Genomic DNA, 16,915 nt, shown 5'->3' with positions numbered 1-16,915 from the left:
CCCGTCGACCGGCCGGTCGTGGGCCGTGCAGCGGTCCGGCCAGTTGATCGACAACTGGTCCGACCTCTTCCAAGAGGACCGCGATCGAGAAGAGCAGCAAGAGAACGACGACGATCAGCCGCCGGAGCTCGACCCCGACCAGAAGGCCCCGGTGGCTGTCGACGACGCCTTCGGCGCCCGTCCAGGACGCGCGAGCACGCTGCCCGTCCTCCTGAACGACTACGACCCGAACGGCGATCCGCTCGTGGTCGACCAGACGGCGACGCTCGACGACTCGGTGGGCCGGATCGACCTGGTCAACGACCGTCAGCAGGTGCTGCTGACGCTCTCCGACACCGCCGCGGGCACGTTCACCGTCGACTACACGATCTCGGACGGCCGGGGCGGTCAGGCGACCGCCACCGTCACCGTCACCGTCCGCCAGGCGGCCGAGAACTCACCGCCCCAGCAGGTGCGGAACACCACGGCCTCGGTGTCGTCCTCCGGGCGCGTCACGTCGTCGGTGCTGGGCGACTGGGTCGACCCCGACGGCGACGCGTTCTACCTCACCTCGGCCGGCGGGACCCCGGGCGTGTCGTACAAGCCGTCGGGGGACGTCGTCTACCAGGACGCCGGTGCGGGGGAGGCCACCGTGGACGTGCCGCTGACCGTCTCGGACGGCCGGGACGAGGGGCGGGGATCCCTCACCGTGAGCATCATGGGGGCCGGGCAGGTGCCCCTCGAGGCGCTCCCGTTCTCGCAGCAGGCCTACGCGGGCCAGCAGCTCACCGTGCGGCCGCTCTCGTACGCACGTGGCGGCACGGGGACGATCAAGCTGAACAGCGTGCCGGCCAAGGCCGACGTGAGCATCGCACCCAACTACGAGCAGGGCACCTTCCGCTTCGCGAGCGACGCACCCGGCACCCACCTCCTCGAGTACACCGTCACGGACGGCGACCAGACCGCGACGGGCACGGTCAGGGTCGACGTCCAGTCGCCTCCGGACGCCGGCACGCCGCCGATCACCACGCCGAAGACCGTCTTCGTCGAGACCCTCGGCACCCAGACTCTCGACGTCGTCGCGACGGATCGCGATCCCGCCAACAACGTGCTCATGCTCACGGCGACCGACGCCGTACCCGTCTCGTCCGGCGTGAAGGTCGAGACGCTCGACCAGCGGTACGCGCGCGTGACGCTCACGGCTCCCCTCGAGGACGGGCCGGTCACGTTCGGCTACACCGTCAGCAACGGCCTGGCCTCGGCGACAGGCACCGTGACCGTCGTCGAGATCCCGCGGCGCTCGATCACCCAGCCGCCGATCGCGACCGACGACCAGGTGACCGTCCGCGTGGGCGACTCGATCGACATCGACGTGCTCGCGAACGACGAACAACCCGACGGGGACGAACTCTCCCTGGTCCCTCGCCTCGAGACCGACGTGCCCGCCGGCAGCGGCCTGCTGTTCGCCTCGGGCAACCGCCTGCGCTACCTCGCCCCGTCGAGCCCCGGCAACGTGACGGCGACGTACACCGTCGAAGGCCCGGACGGCCAACGTGCATCGGCCCAGGTCGCCATCGCGGTGAGGGAGGTCGACGCCGGCAGCAACGCGGCACCCGCCCCCCAGGCGGTGACCGCGCGAGTCGTCGCCGGTGAGACGGTCCGCGTCGGCGTCCCCCTCGACGGGATCGATCCCGACGGCGACTCGGTCCAGCTGCTCGGGGTCGGGACGAACCCCGAGAAGGGAAGCGTCTCGACGGTCGGCACCGACTACGTCGAGTACCAGGCGAACGCCAGCTCGGCCGGCACCGACTCGTTCACCTACACGGTGGTCGACGGCCTGGGCGCCCGGGCCACGGGCACGGTCCGGGTGGGCATCTCGACGCGCGCCGACGGTTCGCGCAACCCGATCGCGGTCGCGGACGCCGTGACGATGCGTCCCGGCGGGTCGATCACCGTCCGCGTGCTCGACAACGACTCCGACCCCGACGGCGGCGCGTTGTCGGTCGACACGGTCGAGCCGAACGGCGAGGGCGTCGTGGCCGAGGTCGTGTCGGGGACGATGGTGTCGGTGACGCCGCCCGAGGCTCCGGGCACGTACGGGCTCGTCTACACCGTGTCGAACGAACAGGGTGGGCAGAGCTCCACGTTCGTCACGGTCACGGTCGACCCCGACGCTCCGCTGAACTACCCGCTGGCCGACGACACCGTCCTCGGCCTGAGCGACATCGCCGGGCGTCAGACCGTCACCGTCAACCCCCTGACCAACGTCTTCTTCTCGGACGGCAGCACGTCCCGGCTCGACCTCCGCGTCGAGCCGGGCTTCGGAACGACGGCGGAGGTGACCCCGAACTCGCGGGTCACCGTGAGGATCACCGACTCGAGCCAGATCGTCCCGTTCTCCGTCGCCCGCAAGGACGACCCAGGCATCCGGGCCTACGCCTTCATCGTCGTGCCCGGATTCGACGACGCCCTGCCCCAGATCGACCGGACGGTGCGGCCTCTTTCGGTCGAGAGCGAGAAGGCCGTCACGATCGACCTCAACCGCTACGTGATCTCGGCCGGGACGAACGGGGTGCGCCTGACCGACCCCGGGACGGTCCGAGCGACGAACTCGAACGGCGACGATCTCGTCGTCGACGACACGACGCTCCGCTTCACCTCGGCCGACCTGTTCTCGGGCGCGGCCTCCATCTCGTTCCAGGTCACCGACGGGCGGTCGGCGGACGATCCGGACGGACGGACCGCGTCGCTCGTCCTGCCGATCACGGTCACCTCGCGCGAGAACCAGCCCCCGGTCTTCAACGGCGTCTCGGTCGACCTCGAGCCCGGGCAGTCGCGGACGCTCGACCTCGATCGCTCGACCACCTATCCGTATCCCGACGACGTGGACGAGTTGAGGTACTCCGTCGACCAGGCCGGCACGGCGGGCTTCAGCTTCGACCTGTCCGGTTCTCGACTCACCGTGTCGGCCGATGCGGGCACGGTCAGGGGTACGACCAGATCACTCCCCGTCGCCGTCAGCGACGCGATCAACCCGGGACGCGGCGGCACCGTCACGTTGTCCGTCGTGGGGTCGACGAGACCCCTCGCCCAGCCGGCCGCCGATCGAGCCGTGGTCCGACGAGGGGCGTCGACCACGGTCGACGTGCTGCAGAACGACCAGGCGACCAACCCCTTCCCGGGTCAGGCGCTCCGGGTCGTGGCCATCCGGGGCCTGAACGGTGGAGCGGTGCCGGCTGGCGTGTCGATCACCCCCAGCGGCGACAACCGCAGCCTCGCCGTGTCCGTCGCCGCGTCCGCGGCACCGGGAGACACGAACCTGCAATACCAGGTGGCCGACGTCACCAACGACCCGGACCGGTACGTCTGGGGCACCGTCACCGTCAGCGTGCAGGACGTCCCCAACGCGCCGAACGCTCCCGTGCGGACGGGCACGTTCACCGGCGGTCAACTCACGCTGAGCTACACGGCACCGGCCGCCAACAACTCGCCGCTGACGGGGTACCGCCTGACGGGCGTGGGGTCCGGCGGGGGCTCGTACACGAAGGACTGCGGGCTGGCGACGGTCTGTACCCTCACCGACCTCGACCCCGAGCAGACCTTCCGGTTCTCGGTCACCGCCGTCAACGGCATCGGAGAATCGGCGGCCAGCGCTTCGAGCGAACCGTACAGCGCCGACTACGTGCCCGCGGCGCCGACCGGTGTCAAGGCCGTTCCGACGGCCAACACCGGTGAACTGCAGCTCTCGTGGAACGCCGTGCCGAAACCGAGCCCGGGCACCACCGTCGTCGGCTACACGATCGAGATGACCGGTGAGAACGCTCCTGCGCGGCGCGACACCGTGTCCACGTCCACGGTCGTCGGAGGACTGACACCGGGGCAGCAGTACACGTTCCGCGTGTTCGCACGGAACTCGGCACAGGTCAGCAGCGACGCCGACTGGGCACGGAGCGACCTCGCCCAGGCCTCGGCCTTCGGTCCGCCCGGGCAGACGGCGCCCAGTGCCGTGGTCCAGGCCGACGGAACGATCAGGGTCTCCTGGTCTCCGGCATCGGCCGCCGGTTCTGCACCGGTGACCTACTCGCTCTGGCGGACGGAGGGGACGTCCACGGGCACCGACTGCTCGGCCTCCCGGACGAGGATCGCGTCGTCGGCTTCGAGCCCCACGGACGACAAGACGGCGGAGAACGGCAAGCGGTACACCTACTTCGTCCAGGCCGACAACACCGTCTTCTGCTCGGCGTCGTCGACGTCGGTGTCGAGCCTCCCGGGCAAGGCGCGCGGCACGGTCACCATCGAGAACAACAACGATCGGGATCAGTTCGACGTGAGGGTGACGAACCTCGGCGTCGACGGCGACGCCGACGGCGTGTACTACCAGGCCAAGTTCGCCGACAAGGACTGGACCACCCCGTCGGCCGACGGGTTCGTGACCTCGCTCGCCGACTCGTCCGTCTACGGCCGGAACGCGTCGGTGGTCATCAGGGCCTGCCGCGCATCGTCGTGTTCGAACCTGACCTCCGACGCGAGTCAGCGAGTGACGCCCTTGCAGACGGTCGGCAGCGTCGACTCGTGTCAGCCCGCCGGCCGTCTGGCCACGACCGATCCACGCAACCCCGGTGGGCCGACCACGACGACCCTCGACATCCAGTACAACGTGCCTCTCGTGCTCGGCATCCCGAACTGGGTCAACGCCGATCCGGAGGACGAGAAGGCCGTCCCCGCCGATGCCGTGGGGGCGCGCATCAGGGCGACGGTCGATCCCGAGACCGGCGATCCTCAGACGGCGTCCGCCTGGGTCACGGCAAGCTGTGGCTGACGACGTGATCCTCCACCACGAGAAAGACTGCACACGATGAGCATGACCCCCGAGCAGGCGACCTGGTTCTCCGACATCTTCGGACGCCTGGTGGCCAACGTCGACCAGGTGCTGCTGGGGAAGACCTTCGTCGTCCGGCTGTCGTTCACGGCCCTGCTGAGCGAAGGGCACCTCCTGCTCGAGGACTTCCCGGGGACGGGCAAGACGTCGCTCGCCCGGGCGATCGCGCAGAGCGTGCAGGGGACGAGCAACCGGGTGCAGTTCACGCCCGACCTGTTGCCCGGCGACATCACGGGCGTCAGCATCTACGACCAGAAGGCCGGAGAGTTCGAGTTCCACCGTGGGCCGATCTTCTCCAACATCGTCCTCGCCGACGAGATCAACCGTGCCAGCCCCAAGACCCAGTCCGCGTTGCTCGAGGTCATGGAAGAGAGCCGGGTCACGGTCGACGGCGTCAGCCACTCCGTGGGTTCGCCGTTCATGGTCATCGCGACGCAGAACCCGGTCGAACAGGCCGGCACCTACCGTCTGCCCGAGGCTCAGCTCGACCGGTTCATCATGAAGACGTCGATCGGGTACCCCGACCACGCGGCCACCGTGCGCATCCTCGAGGGTTCCGCCACGCGGGTCCACGAGGGTAGCCTCAACCCGATCGTCCAGGCGGGCGTCATCACCGAGATGGCCCAGCTGGCCCGGACGGTGCACGTCGAGCCGACCATCAACGACTACGTCGCTCGACTCGTCGACGGGACGCGGACCGCCCAGGAGGTTCGTCTCGGCGTGAGCGTCCGCGGCGCCCTGGCCCTCGTCCGCACGGCGAAGACCTACGCCGCGTCGCTCGGGCGTCACTACGTCGTACCGGACGACGTGAAGTCGCTCGCCGAACCCGTTCTTGCGCACCGCCTCGTGCTCGACCCCGAGGCCGAGTTCGACGGCGTCACCCCGTCGAGCGTCGTCAGTCAGCTCCTGATCGAGACGGCGCCGCCCGCCGAGCGGGTAGCCGTGTGAGCGAGCGTCCCCGCGGTGCCGACCGAGCCACCCGGTCCGCATCCGGTTCGACGGCGGACGCCGTCCGAACCGGACGGACGCGGCCACGAGGCGGCTCGCGAGGGGTCGACCAGCGGTTCGACTCCTCGTTCTCGACGGGTACGCAGGGGCTGACCAACGCCCGGACCCGCATCGTCGGTGACCGCACGGGCGTCGGTGCCGACGTCCTCGTCCTCCTCGTGAGGGCGACCCGAGGGGCCCGCCGGACCGTCCGTCGGGCCTTCACCAGCGCCTCCTCGGTGGTGACGCCCTTCGGCTGGACGGCCCTGGTCGCGGCTCCCGTCACCCTGGTCGTCGGCTACCTGCTCGGCTGGACGGAGTTCGTGGTGGTCGGCTACGCCGTCGTCGTCCTGCTCGCCGTCGCCGGGCTGGCGCTCATCGGTCGGAACGCGGTCCGCATCACGCTCGAGATCCCGCACGAGCGGGTGGCGGTCGGGGCCCCGGCCTCCGGGAGGGTGAGGGTCCGCAACGCGGGTGGACGCCGCATCCTCGGCGTGTCGGTCGAGGTTCCGGTCGGCCCCGGTCTCGCCGAGATCGACCTGCCGAGCCTCCGCGCCGGCGACGAGGTCTCTGAAGAGTTCGACCTCCCGACGACGCGCCGGGGCGTCGTCGCCGTGGGGCCGGTCAGCACCGTCCGAGGCGACCCGGTGGGGCTGGCACGTCGCGAGATCGAATGGACGGGGGTGACCGAGGTGTTCGTGCACCCTCGCACCATCGGCATCCCCAGCACGAGCACCGGACTCATCCGCGACCTCGAGGGCAACCCGACGCGCGATCTGTCGCCGAGCGACATCTCGTTCCACGCCCTGCGCGAGTACCAACCCGGCGACGAACGCCGGAACATCCACTGGAAGTCGACGGCCAAGACCGGCACCTACATGGTGCGACAGTTCGAGGAGAGCCGCCGCAGCCACCTCGTCATCGCGTTGAGCCTGGCGGACGGGGACTTCGCGAACGACGACGAGTTCGAGCTCGCCGTCAGCGTCGCCGGATCGCTGGGGGCTCGCGCCATCCGCGACGCCCGCGAGGTCAGCGTCGTCGTGGGCGAGACCACCCCCGAGTTCGCGAAGCGGAAGAACCTTGAGATCCGAGCCCTGAGCACCTTGACGCGCAACCGCTTGCTCGACGAGCTCGCCGTCGTGACCACCGCCGAGTCGGCGCTCGCGATCACCGACGTGGCCCGCGTGGCCGGCGACCAGATCGGGGGCATCTCGGTCGCCTTCCTCGTGGTCGGGTCGACGACGACCGTGACCGAGATGCGAGCCGCCGCCATGCAGTTCCCGCTCGGCATCGAGGCCGTCGCGATCGTGTGCGACCCCGAGACGGTCCCCGGCATGAGGCGCATCGCCGATCTGACGGTCCTGACCATCGGATACCTCGAGGACCTCCAGAAGTCGCTCGCCCGAACGGCCAGCGCATGAGCCTCGATCGCGGTCTCCGCGGGCCGGCGGATGGGCCGACGCCTGCTCCCCGTGTGCGGTCGCGCACCCGGTCGACCCGGCTGAGGGTTCCGTTCGCCGCCACCGCCGTGGGACTGTTCGCCCTGTCCCTCGGCAGCGCGACCGCCACCTTCTGGCCGGTCTACGGCGGCGCTGCCTTCGTCGTCCTCGTGCTCGTCGCCTTCGTCGTCGGCGCCGGGATCGCGCTCGGCGCGGCCGTCCTGAGGCTGTCGAGCGTGTGGGTCCTCGTCGCGACGCTCGTGGCGTACCTGGCCGTCGGCGTCCCCCTCGCCGTGCCGTCCCAGGCGCTGGCCGGCGTCCTGCCCACGGGCGGGGGACTGCTCACGCTCGTCTCGGCCACGGCCCTCGGCTGGAAGCGACTGGTCACCATCGCGCTGCCGGTGGGCAGTTACGAGGCACTCCTCGTACCGGTGCTCGTCCTGGTGTTGGTCGGCACCGTCGTCGGCTTGTCGGTGGCGTTGCGCAGCCGACGAGGTGAACTCGCGGTCGTGGTCCCCGTCGTCGTCTGGATCGCTGCGATCGTGCTCGGCCCGGCCGAGGCCTGGTGGCCCCGCGTGACGGGTCTGGGCCTGCTCGTGACCGTGGTCGCGTGGGTCGTCTGGTGGCGCCTCCGTCGACGACGCGTGGCCCTGGACGCCCTGACCGGTCGCGTCCCCGGCACGTCGGCCGGCCACCGCCCCGTCGTCGTCCGGGCGGTCGTCGGGACGCTCGTCACGCTGGCGGTCGCGGGTGCCGCCGGGACGGTCGTCGTCTCGGTGGCACCCCCCGCGACCTCACGCACCGTGGCGCGGACGGTCGTGGAGCAGCCGTTCGACCCGCGGGACCGGGTCAGCCCGCTCACCGGGTTCCGAGCCTACGAGCAGGAGCCCGCCGTCGACGGGACCCTCCTCCGGGTCACCGGGCTGCGCGACGGACAGCGCCTTCGAATCGCCACCCTCGACACCTACGACGGCGTCGTCTACAGCGTCGGCAGCGGCGATGTCGACAGCGCCTCGGGGTTCTTCACCCGCGTCCCGTCGACCGTCGACCAGAGCGCGGTCGAGGGCGAACGGAGCACGGTCGGCGTCACGGTCGAGGCGTACGACGAGCTGTGGGTGCCGACCGTCGGGCAGCTCGAGTCGGTGGCGTTCGACGGCCCCACGGCGGACGCCCGACGGGACGAGTTCTTCTACAACGACGTGACGGGGTCTGCAGTCGTGCTCGGCGGTCTGCAGCAGGGTGATTCGTACCGGCTGGAGGCCGTCGTGCCCCGTCAACCCGGCGAGGACGATCTCGGCGCGCTCACCCCGGGCACGGCCACGGTGCCGACGCCCCGTGACGTACCGGACGAACTGGCGTCCTCGCTCGAGGACGACGTCGCGGGCCTCCGGGAGCCGGGAGAGCGGCTGCAGGCGGCGTTGGCCGCGCTGCGCGAGGACGGCTACGTGAGCCACGGGGTCTCCGCGGACGAGCCCGTCAGCCGTTCGGGGCACGGGGCGGACCGCATCGCACAGCTCTTCACCGACCCCGTCATGATCGGCGACGCCGAACAGTACGCCACCGCCGGGGCACTGATGGCCGACCAGCTGGGGTTCCCGGCTCGGGTCGTGATGGGCTTCGCGCCCCAGACGGATGAGGGCCAGACGGGTGAGGGCCAGACGGGTGAGGGCGACACCGTCGACGTCACCGGTTCGAGCATCACGGCCTGGATCGAGGTCGACACCGCCCAGTACGGCTGGGTCGCGCTCGACCCGAACCCGGCAGAACGGCCGATCCCCGAGGACCAGGTGCAGGACCCCACGCAGATCTCGCGTCCCGAGTCCGTCGTGCAGCCGCCACCGCAGGATGCCCAGGTGAGGGACGACCAGACCCCGCCCCAGTCCGAGCAGGACGACCCCGAGACGCCACCGGCCTGGCTGGCGACCCTGCTGCTGATCGCCCGCATCGCCGGGTGGAGCGCCCTCGTCGCGGGCTTGCTCGCGGCGCCGTTCGTCACCGTCGTCGTCCTCAAGGCCCGCAGGCGGCGGCGACGCCGGTCGGCCTCGAGTCCGTCGGCCCGCATCAGCGGTGGGTGGCACGAGTTCCAGGACGCTGTGGTGGACCACGGCATCCGCACCCCGCCTGCGGCGACGCGGAGCGAGGTCGCCGCCGTGGTGGGGGGATCGCGTCCGGCCGTGCTCGCGAGGGTGGCCGACCGTGCCGTGTTCTCGCCGAACGCGCCGGTCGAGGCCGACGCCGACCGGGTCTGGACGGCCGTCGCCGAGATGCGTCGGGCGCTCGGCGTGGGGCTCACCAGGCGGCAGCGGTTCGCGGCGGCGGTCTCCCTCCGATCGTTGCGTGGTTACCATGGGCGCACACGTCCCGAGCGCCAGAGGAACAACTGATGTACTGCCCCACCTGTGCCAGCCCCCTGCCCGTCGGGGCGATGTTCTGCGGCGAGTGCGGTCGGGCGGTCTCGAGCGCAGACCTCGCTGCGGGCCGTCGTCGGGCCGCAGCGGCGGCCGAGCACGTCGACGCGGCGACTCCGGCCGACCTCCCCGAGCCCGTGCCGCGGGCGACGACCCATCCGCGACGCAGCGACGGGGCAGAACCCCCCTGGTGGGTGCGCGATCGGCAGGCCGAGCCCGCCCCCGTGCCGCCCGTCCGTGAGACCGGCCGGACGGACCACCCCGACGACGCCGACGGGCCGGCCCCCGCCGAGACCCGCCCCGACGACTCCCGCGCCGACGAGACCCACCCCGCGGGGCCCGCCTCCGTGCCCGAGCCTCCGGCCTGGCCCGTCGGAGGGTCGGCTGCCTCCCCGGCGCCGCTCGCCGACGCGGACGTCCCCCCCGAGGAGGCGCGGGTCGAGTCCACGGGCACCTCGCGCTCCGCGAGTCCCGCGGCCACCCCGAGAACCGACGCGCCGACGCCCCTGCGGTCGCCCTCACAGCACCCCGAGAACGGGCCGCGACCGACCTCCGCCCCGCTCTGGACGGCGTCGTTGACCCCGATCGAGGGAGAGGACGGCCCCTCGCACGCGACGGCCGACGACCAGGCTGCTCGATCGTCGACGGTGGAACCCGCGGCGTCGGACGTTCGGGCCGAAGGTGGCATCGAGCCCGAGCCCGAGCTCGAGGCCGAAGACGAAGTCGTCGCCGAGGCCGAGGCCGAAACAGAGATCGGTGAGTCCTCCGAGGCCGTCGAGGCCGGGATCGACGACGAGCGCGACCACCACACCGCCGTGCCTCGCCACCTCGTGCAGCCGACCGACACGCCGCAGGACGGCGACACCGCCCCGGTGGCGGCTCTCGACCCGGGCGTCCGCAGGGCGTCTCGCGTCGGTGGGACCGTCGATCCGGCCGAGCCCGCCGAACCCGTCGAGTCGGCCGAGCCCGCCGAGCCCGCCGAGCCCGCCGAGCCCGCCGAGCCGGGCGCATCCGTCGCGGCCGACCGGCCCGTACCCGTCCCCCTCGTCGAGCCGGGGCCCCTCGTCGAGCCCGACGCGGTGTTCGTCCCCGAGCGGTGCACGCAGTGCGGAGCCTCGATCGGCGAGGACGACATCTTCTGTGGCGAGTGCGGCGCCGTCGTCCAGTCGGTCGCGCTCTCGTTCACCGGGCCGATCGTCCCTCTGCCGCCCGAGTGGCGTCCGGACGACCAGGCGGCCGACGGTCGACGCACCGATGTCGACCAGGCCGGCGTCGACGGTGCCGGGGGCGACCTGGTCTCGGACGACCGAGGTGGTCGGGGCGACGACGACGAGCGTCCGACGCCTCGTCCTGCTCCCGAGCCCGAGCCGATCGACCACGTGCCCGGTTTCCGGGCCGAACGTCCGGCCGTCGTGCCGCGGCCGACCGTGGCGGACCTCCCGCCCGCTCCGTCGTCGTCCTCGGCCCCGTCGTGGCGGCCGCGGCGCCCGCCCGTCGACCTGCCGACCGACGACGACGTGGACGAGACGCGCATCGTCCGCCGGTCCGCCCTGGGGCCGCAGTTCGTGCTGCAGTTCAGCACGGGGGAGAGCATCGCCATCGACGGCACCGGCCTCGTCGGTCGCGCGCCGACGCCTCAGCCGGGCGAGAGCTTCGACCAACTCGTCCGCATCGTCGATCCGGGCAAATCCGTGTCGAAGACGCATCTCGAGTTCGGCCAAGAGGGCGGCGCACTCTGGGTCAGCGACCGGTGGTCCGGCAACGGCACCGTCGTCCGGCCCCGCGACCTCCCGCCGCGGCGCGCCGATCCGGGCGTCCGCGTCCGGGTGACGCGAGGCACCAGGGTCGAGATCGGCGAGCAGTTCTTCGTGGTCGTCTGACCGACGCCTCGTCCCCGTCCGTTCCGAGACGTCCGGCGTCCCCAGGGTCGAGCAGGTCGCACCACGCGCGGTGACGCGTCCGATCCACTGGGGTCATGACGTCCCCGATCCCGCCGAGATCGCCGGTCGGCCCGTCGCGGGTGCGACTGCCACCGGCTCCGACGCGTGCCCGCCCGACCGCCACCCCCGTCGCCACCGTCACGGTGGCTGCCCTCGCCTCCGCCGTCTGCGGGCTCGTCCTCGGGGTGGGGCCCGTGGGCGTCCTGGCCACCGTCGTCGTGACGGTCGTCGCCACGGCCACGGGGTGGGCCGCCGACCGCCTGGTCGGAGCGACGCTCACGACCCGTCGAGAGCGGTCACGGTTCGAGGCCGCCCTCGACGAGGTCGACGAGACCGTCGCGCGCCTGAGGGCGGCGAGGTCGCGCGAGCTGGACGCGTGGTACCCGACGGCGGACCGCGTCCGGTCGTCCGACGCCGCGCGACAGGCGCCCCGGGCCCTGGTGCTCGGGGTGGGTCGCGCCTCCAGCGGGCTCGTGCTCGAGGGCCGTCCCGACGACCAGCTCGACCCCGACGATCCGATCAGGGCGCGACTGGCGGACCTGCGCGACGAGGCGGCCACCCTCGACGAGGCCCCCCTGTGCGTGCCGCTCGGGACGACCGTGCGGGTCGTCGGCCCGCCGGTCGTGGCCGAGGCCGTCGCGTCGGGGTTGCGGTGTCAGCTCCGGTCGGCCGGGGCGCCGAGGTCCGACGCGGCCGAGGCCGTGGAGTGCGTCGTCATCGGGCCGGCGGCGACCTCGACCGGAGCTGCCGCGCACCGACCCCGCGAGGTCGACACCGTGCTGCTGATCGGACCGGACGGCGAGGCCCTGGTCACCCGCACGGGCGGACGACCGTGCCGGCAGGGACTCCGGGTCGCCTTCGTGTCGGTGCTCGACGAGTGAGCGCCCCGCGACTAGCGGTCGAGGCCGCTGCCGAGACGGATGCGACCGACCAGGCCGTCGCCGCCGGTGACCTTCTCGAGGGTGCGTTCGACGACACGGTCGGCTGCTGCCGCCTCCACGGCGCCCTCGTCGACCAGGAGGCGCAGGGCGACCAGGGTGCCGGCCCTCACGTTCCCGTCGAGCACCTTGACCGCCACGGCCACGCCGTCCGTCGTGCCCATCACCATGACGCCCTCGGCCCCGAGCTTCGCCAGGACGCCCAGCTCGTCGATGGTCACCGTGTTGGCCCGGCCCGGACCGTCGATCGCCCAGGCGTCGGCGAGGACGGCCTCGACCAGGTGGGCGGCGTGGTCGTCGCGAGCGGGGCCCGTCGCGCGGACCGACCCCGTGACCCGGCCGATCGCACGAGCGAGACCGACGACGGTGGTCGCGATCACGGGGGCGCCGCACCCGTCGACGCCGGAGTGGTCCACGGTCTCACCGGTGAGCTCGGCGACCGTGTCGCGGACGGCGGCCTGCAGGGGGTGGTCGGTCGCCACGTAGTTCGACGGGTCCCAGCCGTTCTCGGCGCAGGCCAGCAGGAACGCGGCGTGCTTGCCCGAGCAGTTCATGGCCAGGCGTCGCGTCGCGGTGGCCTGGCGGGCACTGGCCCGGTCGCCCGGCCAGTCGGGCGGGCAGAGCAGGTCGGCCTCGGTGCTGCCGGACCGGGCGAGCAGCGCCTCGACGACCTCGAGGTGGGCCGGCGTGCCGGCGTGGCTCGCCGTCGCGAGCACGGCTTGCGGGCCGTCGAGGGCGACCCCGGCACGCAGCACGGTGAGCGCCTGGAGCGGCTTGAGGCACGAGCGCGGGTAGATCGTGGCGTCGGCGTCACCGACTCGCCGCAGCTCTCGACCGTCGGCGTCGACGACGACGCCCGCGCCGAGGTGACGGCTCTCGTCCCAGCCCGAGCGCTCGAGCACGGCCAGTTCGACGCTGCCCGAGGCGGTCAGGGGGTGACGGGTGGTCCTGGCGGCGCGGGGGTCGGTCATGATGGGGAGTGTACCGAGGCCCGACGGGCGACCACGTCGCACCGACCGGGGCCCGAGAAGGAGGCAGCATGCTCGACCACGACTACGCCGTCGACGTCCGCTGGACGGGCGACCGGGGCGAGGGCACCACCTCGTACCGCTCCTACGGCCGTGACGCCACCATCGTCGCGACGGGCAAGCAGCACGAGGTCCTGGCCTCGGCCGACCGCACCTTCCACGGCGACGCCGACCGCTGGAACCCCGAAGAGCTCCTCCTGGCCGCCCTGGCCCAGTGCCACCTCCTCAGCTACCTCCACGTGGCCGCCACCGCCGGCGTGACCGTCGTCGCCTACCAGGACGCCGCGGTGGGGCGGATGACCCAGACGCACGACGGTGGCGGGCGCTTCACGTCGGTGACGCTCCGACCGACCGTCACGGTCGCCGACGAGAGCATGGTCGAGCGCGCCCTCGAGCTGCACGCCGAGGCGAGTCGGAAGTGCTTCATCGCGTCGTCCGTCGCCTTCCCCGTCGGCCACGAGCCCACCGTGGTGGCGGCGTCCAGAGAAGCCGACCGGGCGTGAGGCACAATGGCACGGCACGTCCGCCGCGCCGATCCCCACGGCACGACCCCCTCCACCCCGACCGAGAGACCACCATGCGCCGCTCCCTCGCCCTCCTGGCCGTCCCCGCCCTCCTCCTGTCCCTGGCCGCCTGCGCCGGAGACGCGGGCGGCTCGACCGACGCCTCGACGCCGAGCAGCTCGGCGTCGGCGACCTCCGACGTCCCGCTGCGCGCCACCGGCGAACCCCAGGCCCCGCAGGCCGGCTTCCCGACCGTCGAGCTCGACGCCGACGGCCGCCCCACGGTGACGGTGCCCGACGCCGACGCGCCGACCGAGCTCGGCGTCGAGACGCTGATCAAGGGCGACGGCGCCACGGTCCAGGCCGGTGACACCGTCACGGTCCAGTACCAGGGCGTCATCTGGAACACGGGCGAGATCTTCGACGAGAGCTGGTCGCGCGGGGCACCCGCGACGTTCTCGACCGACCAGGTGATCACGGGCTTCGCCGACGGCATGATCGGCCAGACCGTCGGGTCGCAGACCGTCGTCGTCATCCCGCCGGCAGACGGCTACGGCGAGTCCGGGCAGCCCCAGGCGGGCATCTCGGGCACCGACACGCTCGTCTTCGTCATCGACATCCTCGCCGTCTCCTGAGCCGGCCGACGACGATCGGCGAGAGCGTCCCCCGATGACCCGCACCGCGCATCCTTCACCTTCGGCAGCCCGGCCGGGTCGGCCGGGTCGACGGGCCGCGCTCCTGGCCGTCCCTCTCGTCGCACTCGTCCTCACCGGCTGCACGACCGGCCCCGACGAGCCCGCGCCGACGGCGAGCACCGCGTCCGACGACTGTGAGGCGCCGGACTCCGGTGCCCTGTCGGACGGCGTCGACGTCACGGGCGACGTCGAGTCCAAGCCCCAGGTGGCCTTCGACTCTCCGCTCGAGGTCACCTCGACGCAACGCACCACGCTCGTCGAGGGCGACGGCGAGGTCGCCGAGCAGGGCTCGGTCGCGAACGTGCGCATCGCCGTCTACGACGCCGCGACCGGGGCCGAGGTCACGTCCGCCGGGTTCGACGACGGTCAGCAGCCGACGCAGCTGACGGTCAGCACCGACTACTACGTCCCGGGCATCGTCGACGCGATCGCCTGCGTCGCCTCGGGCAGCCGTACGGTGACCGTCGCCTCGGCCGCCGACATGACCACGGCCACCGCCACCGAGCAGGACGCCGCGCCGACGCCCGTCGTCATCGTGGCCGACGTCGTGTCCATCGTGCCGACGAAGGCGACGGGCGAGGCACAGGCCCCGACGGAGGGGTTCCCGACCGTCGAGCTCGCCGACGACGGCCAGCCGACCGTCACGATCCCCGACGGCACCGACCCGCCGTCCGACCTCCGCATCGAGGTGCTGAAGAAGGGTGACGGCGCCGTCGTGCCCGACCCGGCGAACGTCACCGTGCAGTACCAGGGCGTCAACTGGACCACCGGAGAGGTCTTCGACCAGAGCTGGGGCAAGGGCACCCCGACGCCGTTCTCGACCGACCAGGTCGTGCCCGGGTTCGCGAAGGCCATGATCGGTCAGACCGTGGGCTCGCAGGTCGTCGTGATCATCCCGCCGAGCGAAGGGTACGGCGACGCGGGGCAGCCGTCGGCCGGCATCGGCGGCACCGACACCCTGGTGTTCGTGATCGACATCCTCGCCGTCGCCTGACCGCAGGTCGCCCCGGCCCGACGTGACCGCCCTAGGCTGACCCCATGCGCCGCATCACCATCCTCGGTTCCACCGGTTCGATCGGGGTGCAGGCCCTCGACGTCGTCCGGGCCCACCCCGACCTGTTCGAGGTCGTCGGCCTCTCGGCCGGCTCCGACCGCGAGGGCGTCGCCGCACAGGCGGCCGAGTTCGGCGTCGAGCACACGGCCCTCGGCACGGACGAATCGGTCCAGCTCGTCAGGGACGTCCGGGCCGACGTCGTGCTGAACGGGATCACCGGGTCGGTCGGGCTCGCCCCGACGCTCGCGGCCCTCGACTCGGGCGCGTCACTCGCCCTCGCCAACAAGGAGAGCCTCATCGTCGGCGGCGACCTCGTGAAGCAGCGGGCCGCCCCCGGGCAGATCGTGCCCGTCGACTCCGAGCACTCCGCGATCGCGCAGGCCCTGCGGTCGGGGGCCGAGCGCGAGGTGCGTCGGCTCGTCCTGACCGCGTCGGGCGGGCCGTTCCGTGGCCGCACCCGCGACTCGCTCGCCGACGTCACGCCTCGGGAGGCCCTGGCGCATCCGACGTGGGACATGGGCCTCGTCGTCACGACGAACTCGTCGACCCTGGTCAACAAGGGGCTCGAGGTGATCGAGGCGCACCTGCTCTTCGACGTCGACTACGACCACATCGACGTCACTGTGCACCCGCAGTCGATCGTCCACTCCATGGTCGAGTTCGTCGACGGCTCGACCATCGCGCAGGCCTCGCCGCCCGACATGCGTCTGCCGATCTCGCTGGGGCTCGCGTGGCCGGACCGCGTCGAGGGCGTGGGCGCCCCGCTCGACTGGACCCGCGCCTCCTCGTGGACCTTCGAACCGCTCGACGACGAGGCCTTCCCGGCCGTCCGGCTCGCGAAGCAGGTCGGACGGGCCGGTGGCACGTACCCGGCCGTGTTCAACGCGGCGAACGAGCAGGCCGTCCTGGCGTTCCACGCCGGCCGGGTCGGCTACCTCGACATCCTCGACGTGGTCGACGCCGTCGTCGACCGGCACACCGCGGGCGAGAGCAGCCTCGAGGGAGTGCTCGACGCCGAGCGCTGGGCCCGGGCCGAGGCGGACGCGCTGCTGGCCCGCTGAGGCG

The 16,915-nt window shown here is 72.5% G+C and carries 11 protein-coding genes; 10 read left to right on the top strand and 1 reads right to left on the bottom strand.

Annotated features, from left to right (window positions below; all coding sequences use genetic code 11):
- Nucleotides 1-25: 25 nt before the first annotated feature.
- The 6 genes from ASG05_RS02645 to ASG05_RS02620 all read left to right on the top strand — a co-directional run bounded on the left by ASG05_RS02645 (nt 26) and on the right by ASG05_RS02620 (nt 12,513).
- Nucleotides 26-4,798, top strand: coding sequence for an Ig-like domain-containing protein (locus ASG05_RS02645; RefSeq protein WP_157490024.1), 4,773 nt, complete (start codon nt 26-28; stop codon nt 4,796-4,798).
- Between the two features lie 36 nt (nt 4,799-4,834).
- Nucleotides 4,835-5,806 carry a MoxR family ATPase gene (locus tag ASG05_RS02640; protein ID WP_056256993.1) on the top strand — a complete coding sequence of 324 codons (972 nt, stop codon included), beginning with the start codon at nt 4,835-4,837 and terminating at the stop codon, nt 5,804-5,806.
- The gene (locus tag ASG05_RS02635; protein ID WP_235491361.1) at nt 5,803-7,266 is read left to right on the top strand and encodes a DUF58 domain-containing protein; all 1,464 of its coding nucleotides are present in this window, start codon (nt 5,803-5,805) and stop codon (nt 7,264-7,266) included. Before ASG05_RS02640 ends, ASG05_RS02635 begins: the two co-directional genes overlap by 4 nt.
- Nucleotides 7,267-7,319: 53 nt before the next feature.
- Entirely contained in the window at nt 7,320-9,668 is a 2,349-nt protein-coding gene (locus ASG05_RS02630; protein ID WP_056256991.1) for a transglutaminase domain-containing protein, read from the top strand.
- The gene (locus ASG05_RS02625; protein WP_056256988.1) at nt 9,668-11,572 is read left to right on the top strand and encodes an FHA domain-containing protein; all 1,905 of its coding nucleotides are present in this window, start codon (nt 9,668-9,670) and stop codon (nt 11,570-11,572) included. Before ASG05_RS02630 ends, ASG05_RS02625 begins: the two co-directional genes overlap by 1 nt.
- Nucleotides 11,573-11,667: 95 nt before the next feature.
- Nucleotides 11,668-12,513, top strand: a complete 846-nt coding sequence (locus ASG05_RS02620; protein ID WP_157490023.1) for a hypothetical protein — start codon at nt 11,668-11,670, stop codon at nt 12,511-12,513.
- A gap of 11 nt (nt 12,514-12,524) precedes the next feature.
- Here ASG05_RS02620 and ASG05_RS02615 read toward each other — a convergent pair whose 3' ends face one another.
- Nucleotides 12,525-13,541 carry an asparaginase gene (locus ASG05_RS02615; RefSeq protein WP_056256984.1) on the bottom strand — a complete coding sequence of 339 codons (1,017 nt, stop codon included), beginning with the start codon at nt 13,539-13,541 and terminating at the stop codon, nt 12,525-12,527.
- A 68-nt stretch (nt 13,542-13,609) separates the two neighbouring features.
- On the opposite strand from ASG05_RS02615, the gene ASG05_RS02610 reads away from it, so the two are divergent.
- The 4 genes from ASG05_RS02610 to dxr all read left to right on the top strand — a co-directional run bounded on the left by ASG05_RS02610 (nt 13,610) and on the right by dxr (nt 16,911).
- Nucleotides 13,610-14,101, top strand: a complete 492-nt coding sequence (locus ASG05_RS02610) for an OsmC family protein (RefSeq protein WP_056258295.1) — start codon at nt 13,610-13,612, stop codon at nt 14,099-14,101.
- A 74-nt stretch (nt 14,102-14,175) separates the two neighbouring features.
- Nucleotides 14,176-14,736, top strand: a complete 561-nt coding sequence (locus ASG05_RS02605; RefSeq protein ID WP_056256981.1) for an FKBP-type peptidyl-prolyl cis-trans isomerase — start codon at nt 14,176-14,178, stop codon at nt 14,734-14,736.
- A gap of 34 nt (nt 14,737-14,770) precedes the next feature.
- The gene (locus ASG05_RS02600) at nt 14,771-15,790 is read left to right on the top strand and encodes an FKBP-type peptidyl-prolyl cis-trans isomerase (protein WP_082486244.1); all 1,020 of its coding nucleotides are present in this window, start codon (nt 14,771-14,773) and stop codon (nt 15,788-15,790) included.
- A gap of 44 nt (nt 15,791-15,834) precedes the next feature.
- Nucleotides 15,835-16,911 (top strand): 1-deoxy-D-xylulose-5-phosphate reductoisomerase, encoded by a 1,077-nt coding sequence (gene dxr / locus ASG05_RS02595; RefSeq protein WP_056256978.1) that lies wholly within the window; start codon nt 15,835-15,837, stop codon nt 16,909-16,911.
- Nucleotides 16,912-16,915 lie beyond the last annotated feature (4 nt).

It is taken from the genome of Frigoribacterium sp. Leaf186 (assembly GCF_001423905.1).
GTDB lineage: Bacteria > Actinomycetota > Actinomycetes > Actinomycetales > Microbacteriaceae > Frigoribacterium.
This window is presented reverse-complemented; position numbering and strand designations above follow the sequence as displayed.

What these genes read in the sequence shown, in the direction of transcription:
- ASG05_RS02625 (WP_056256988.1), top strand. Translation starts at nt 9,668, where the DNA reads ATGTACTGCCCCACCTGTGCCAGCCCCCTGCCCGTCGGGGCGATGTTC.
- ASG05_RS02605 (WP_056256981.1), top strand. Translation starts at nt 14,176, where the DNA reads ATGCGCCGCTCCCTCGCCCTCCTGGCCGTCCCCGCCCTCCTCCTGTCC.
- ASG05_RS02600 (WP_082486244.1), top strand. Translation starts at nt 14,771, where the DNA reads ATGACCCGCACCGCGCATCCTTCACCTTCGGCAGCCCGGCCGGGTCGG.
- ASG05_RS02640 (WP_056256993.1), top strand. Translation starts at nt 4,835, where the DNA reads ATGAGCATGACCCCCGAGCAGGCGACCTGGTTCTCCGACATCTTCGGA.
- ASG05_RS02610 (WP_056258295.1), top strand. Translation starts at nt 13,610, where the DNA reads ATGCTCGACCACGACTACGCCGTCGACGTCCGCTGGACGGGCGACCGG.
- ASG05_RS02615 (WP_056256984.1), bottom strand. Translation starts at nt 13,541, where the DNA reads ATGACCGACCCCCGCGCCGCCAGGACCACCCGTCACCCCCTGACCGCC.
- ASG05_RS02620 (WP_157490023.1), top strand. Translation starts at nt 11,668, where the DNA reads ATGACGTCCCCGATCCCGCCGAGATCGCCGGTCGGCCCGTCGCGGGTG.
- dxr (WP_056256978.1), top strand. Translation starts at nt 15,835, where the DNA reads ATGCGCCGCATCACCATCCTCGGTTCCACCGGTTCGATCGGGGTGCAG.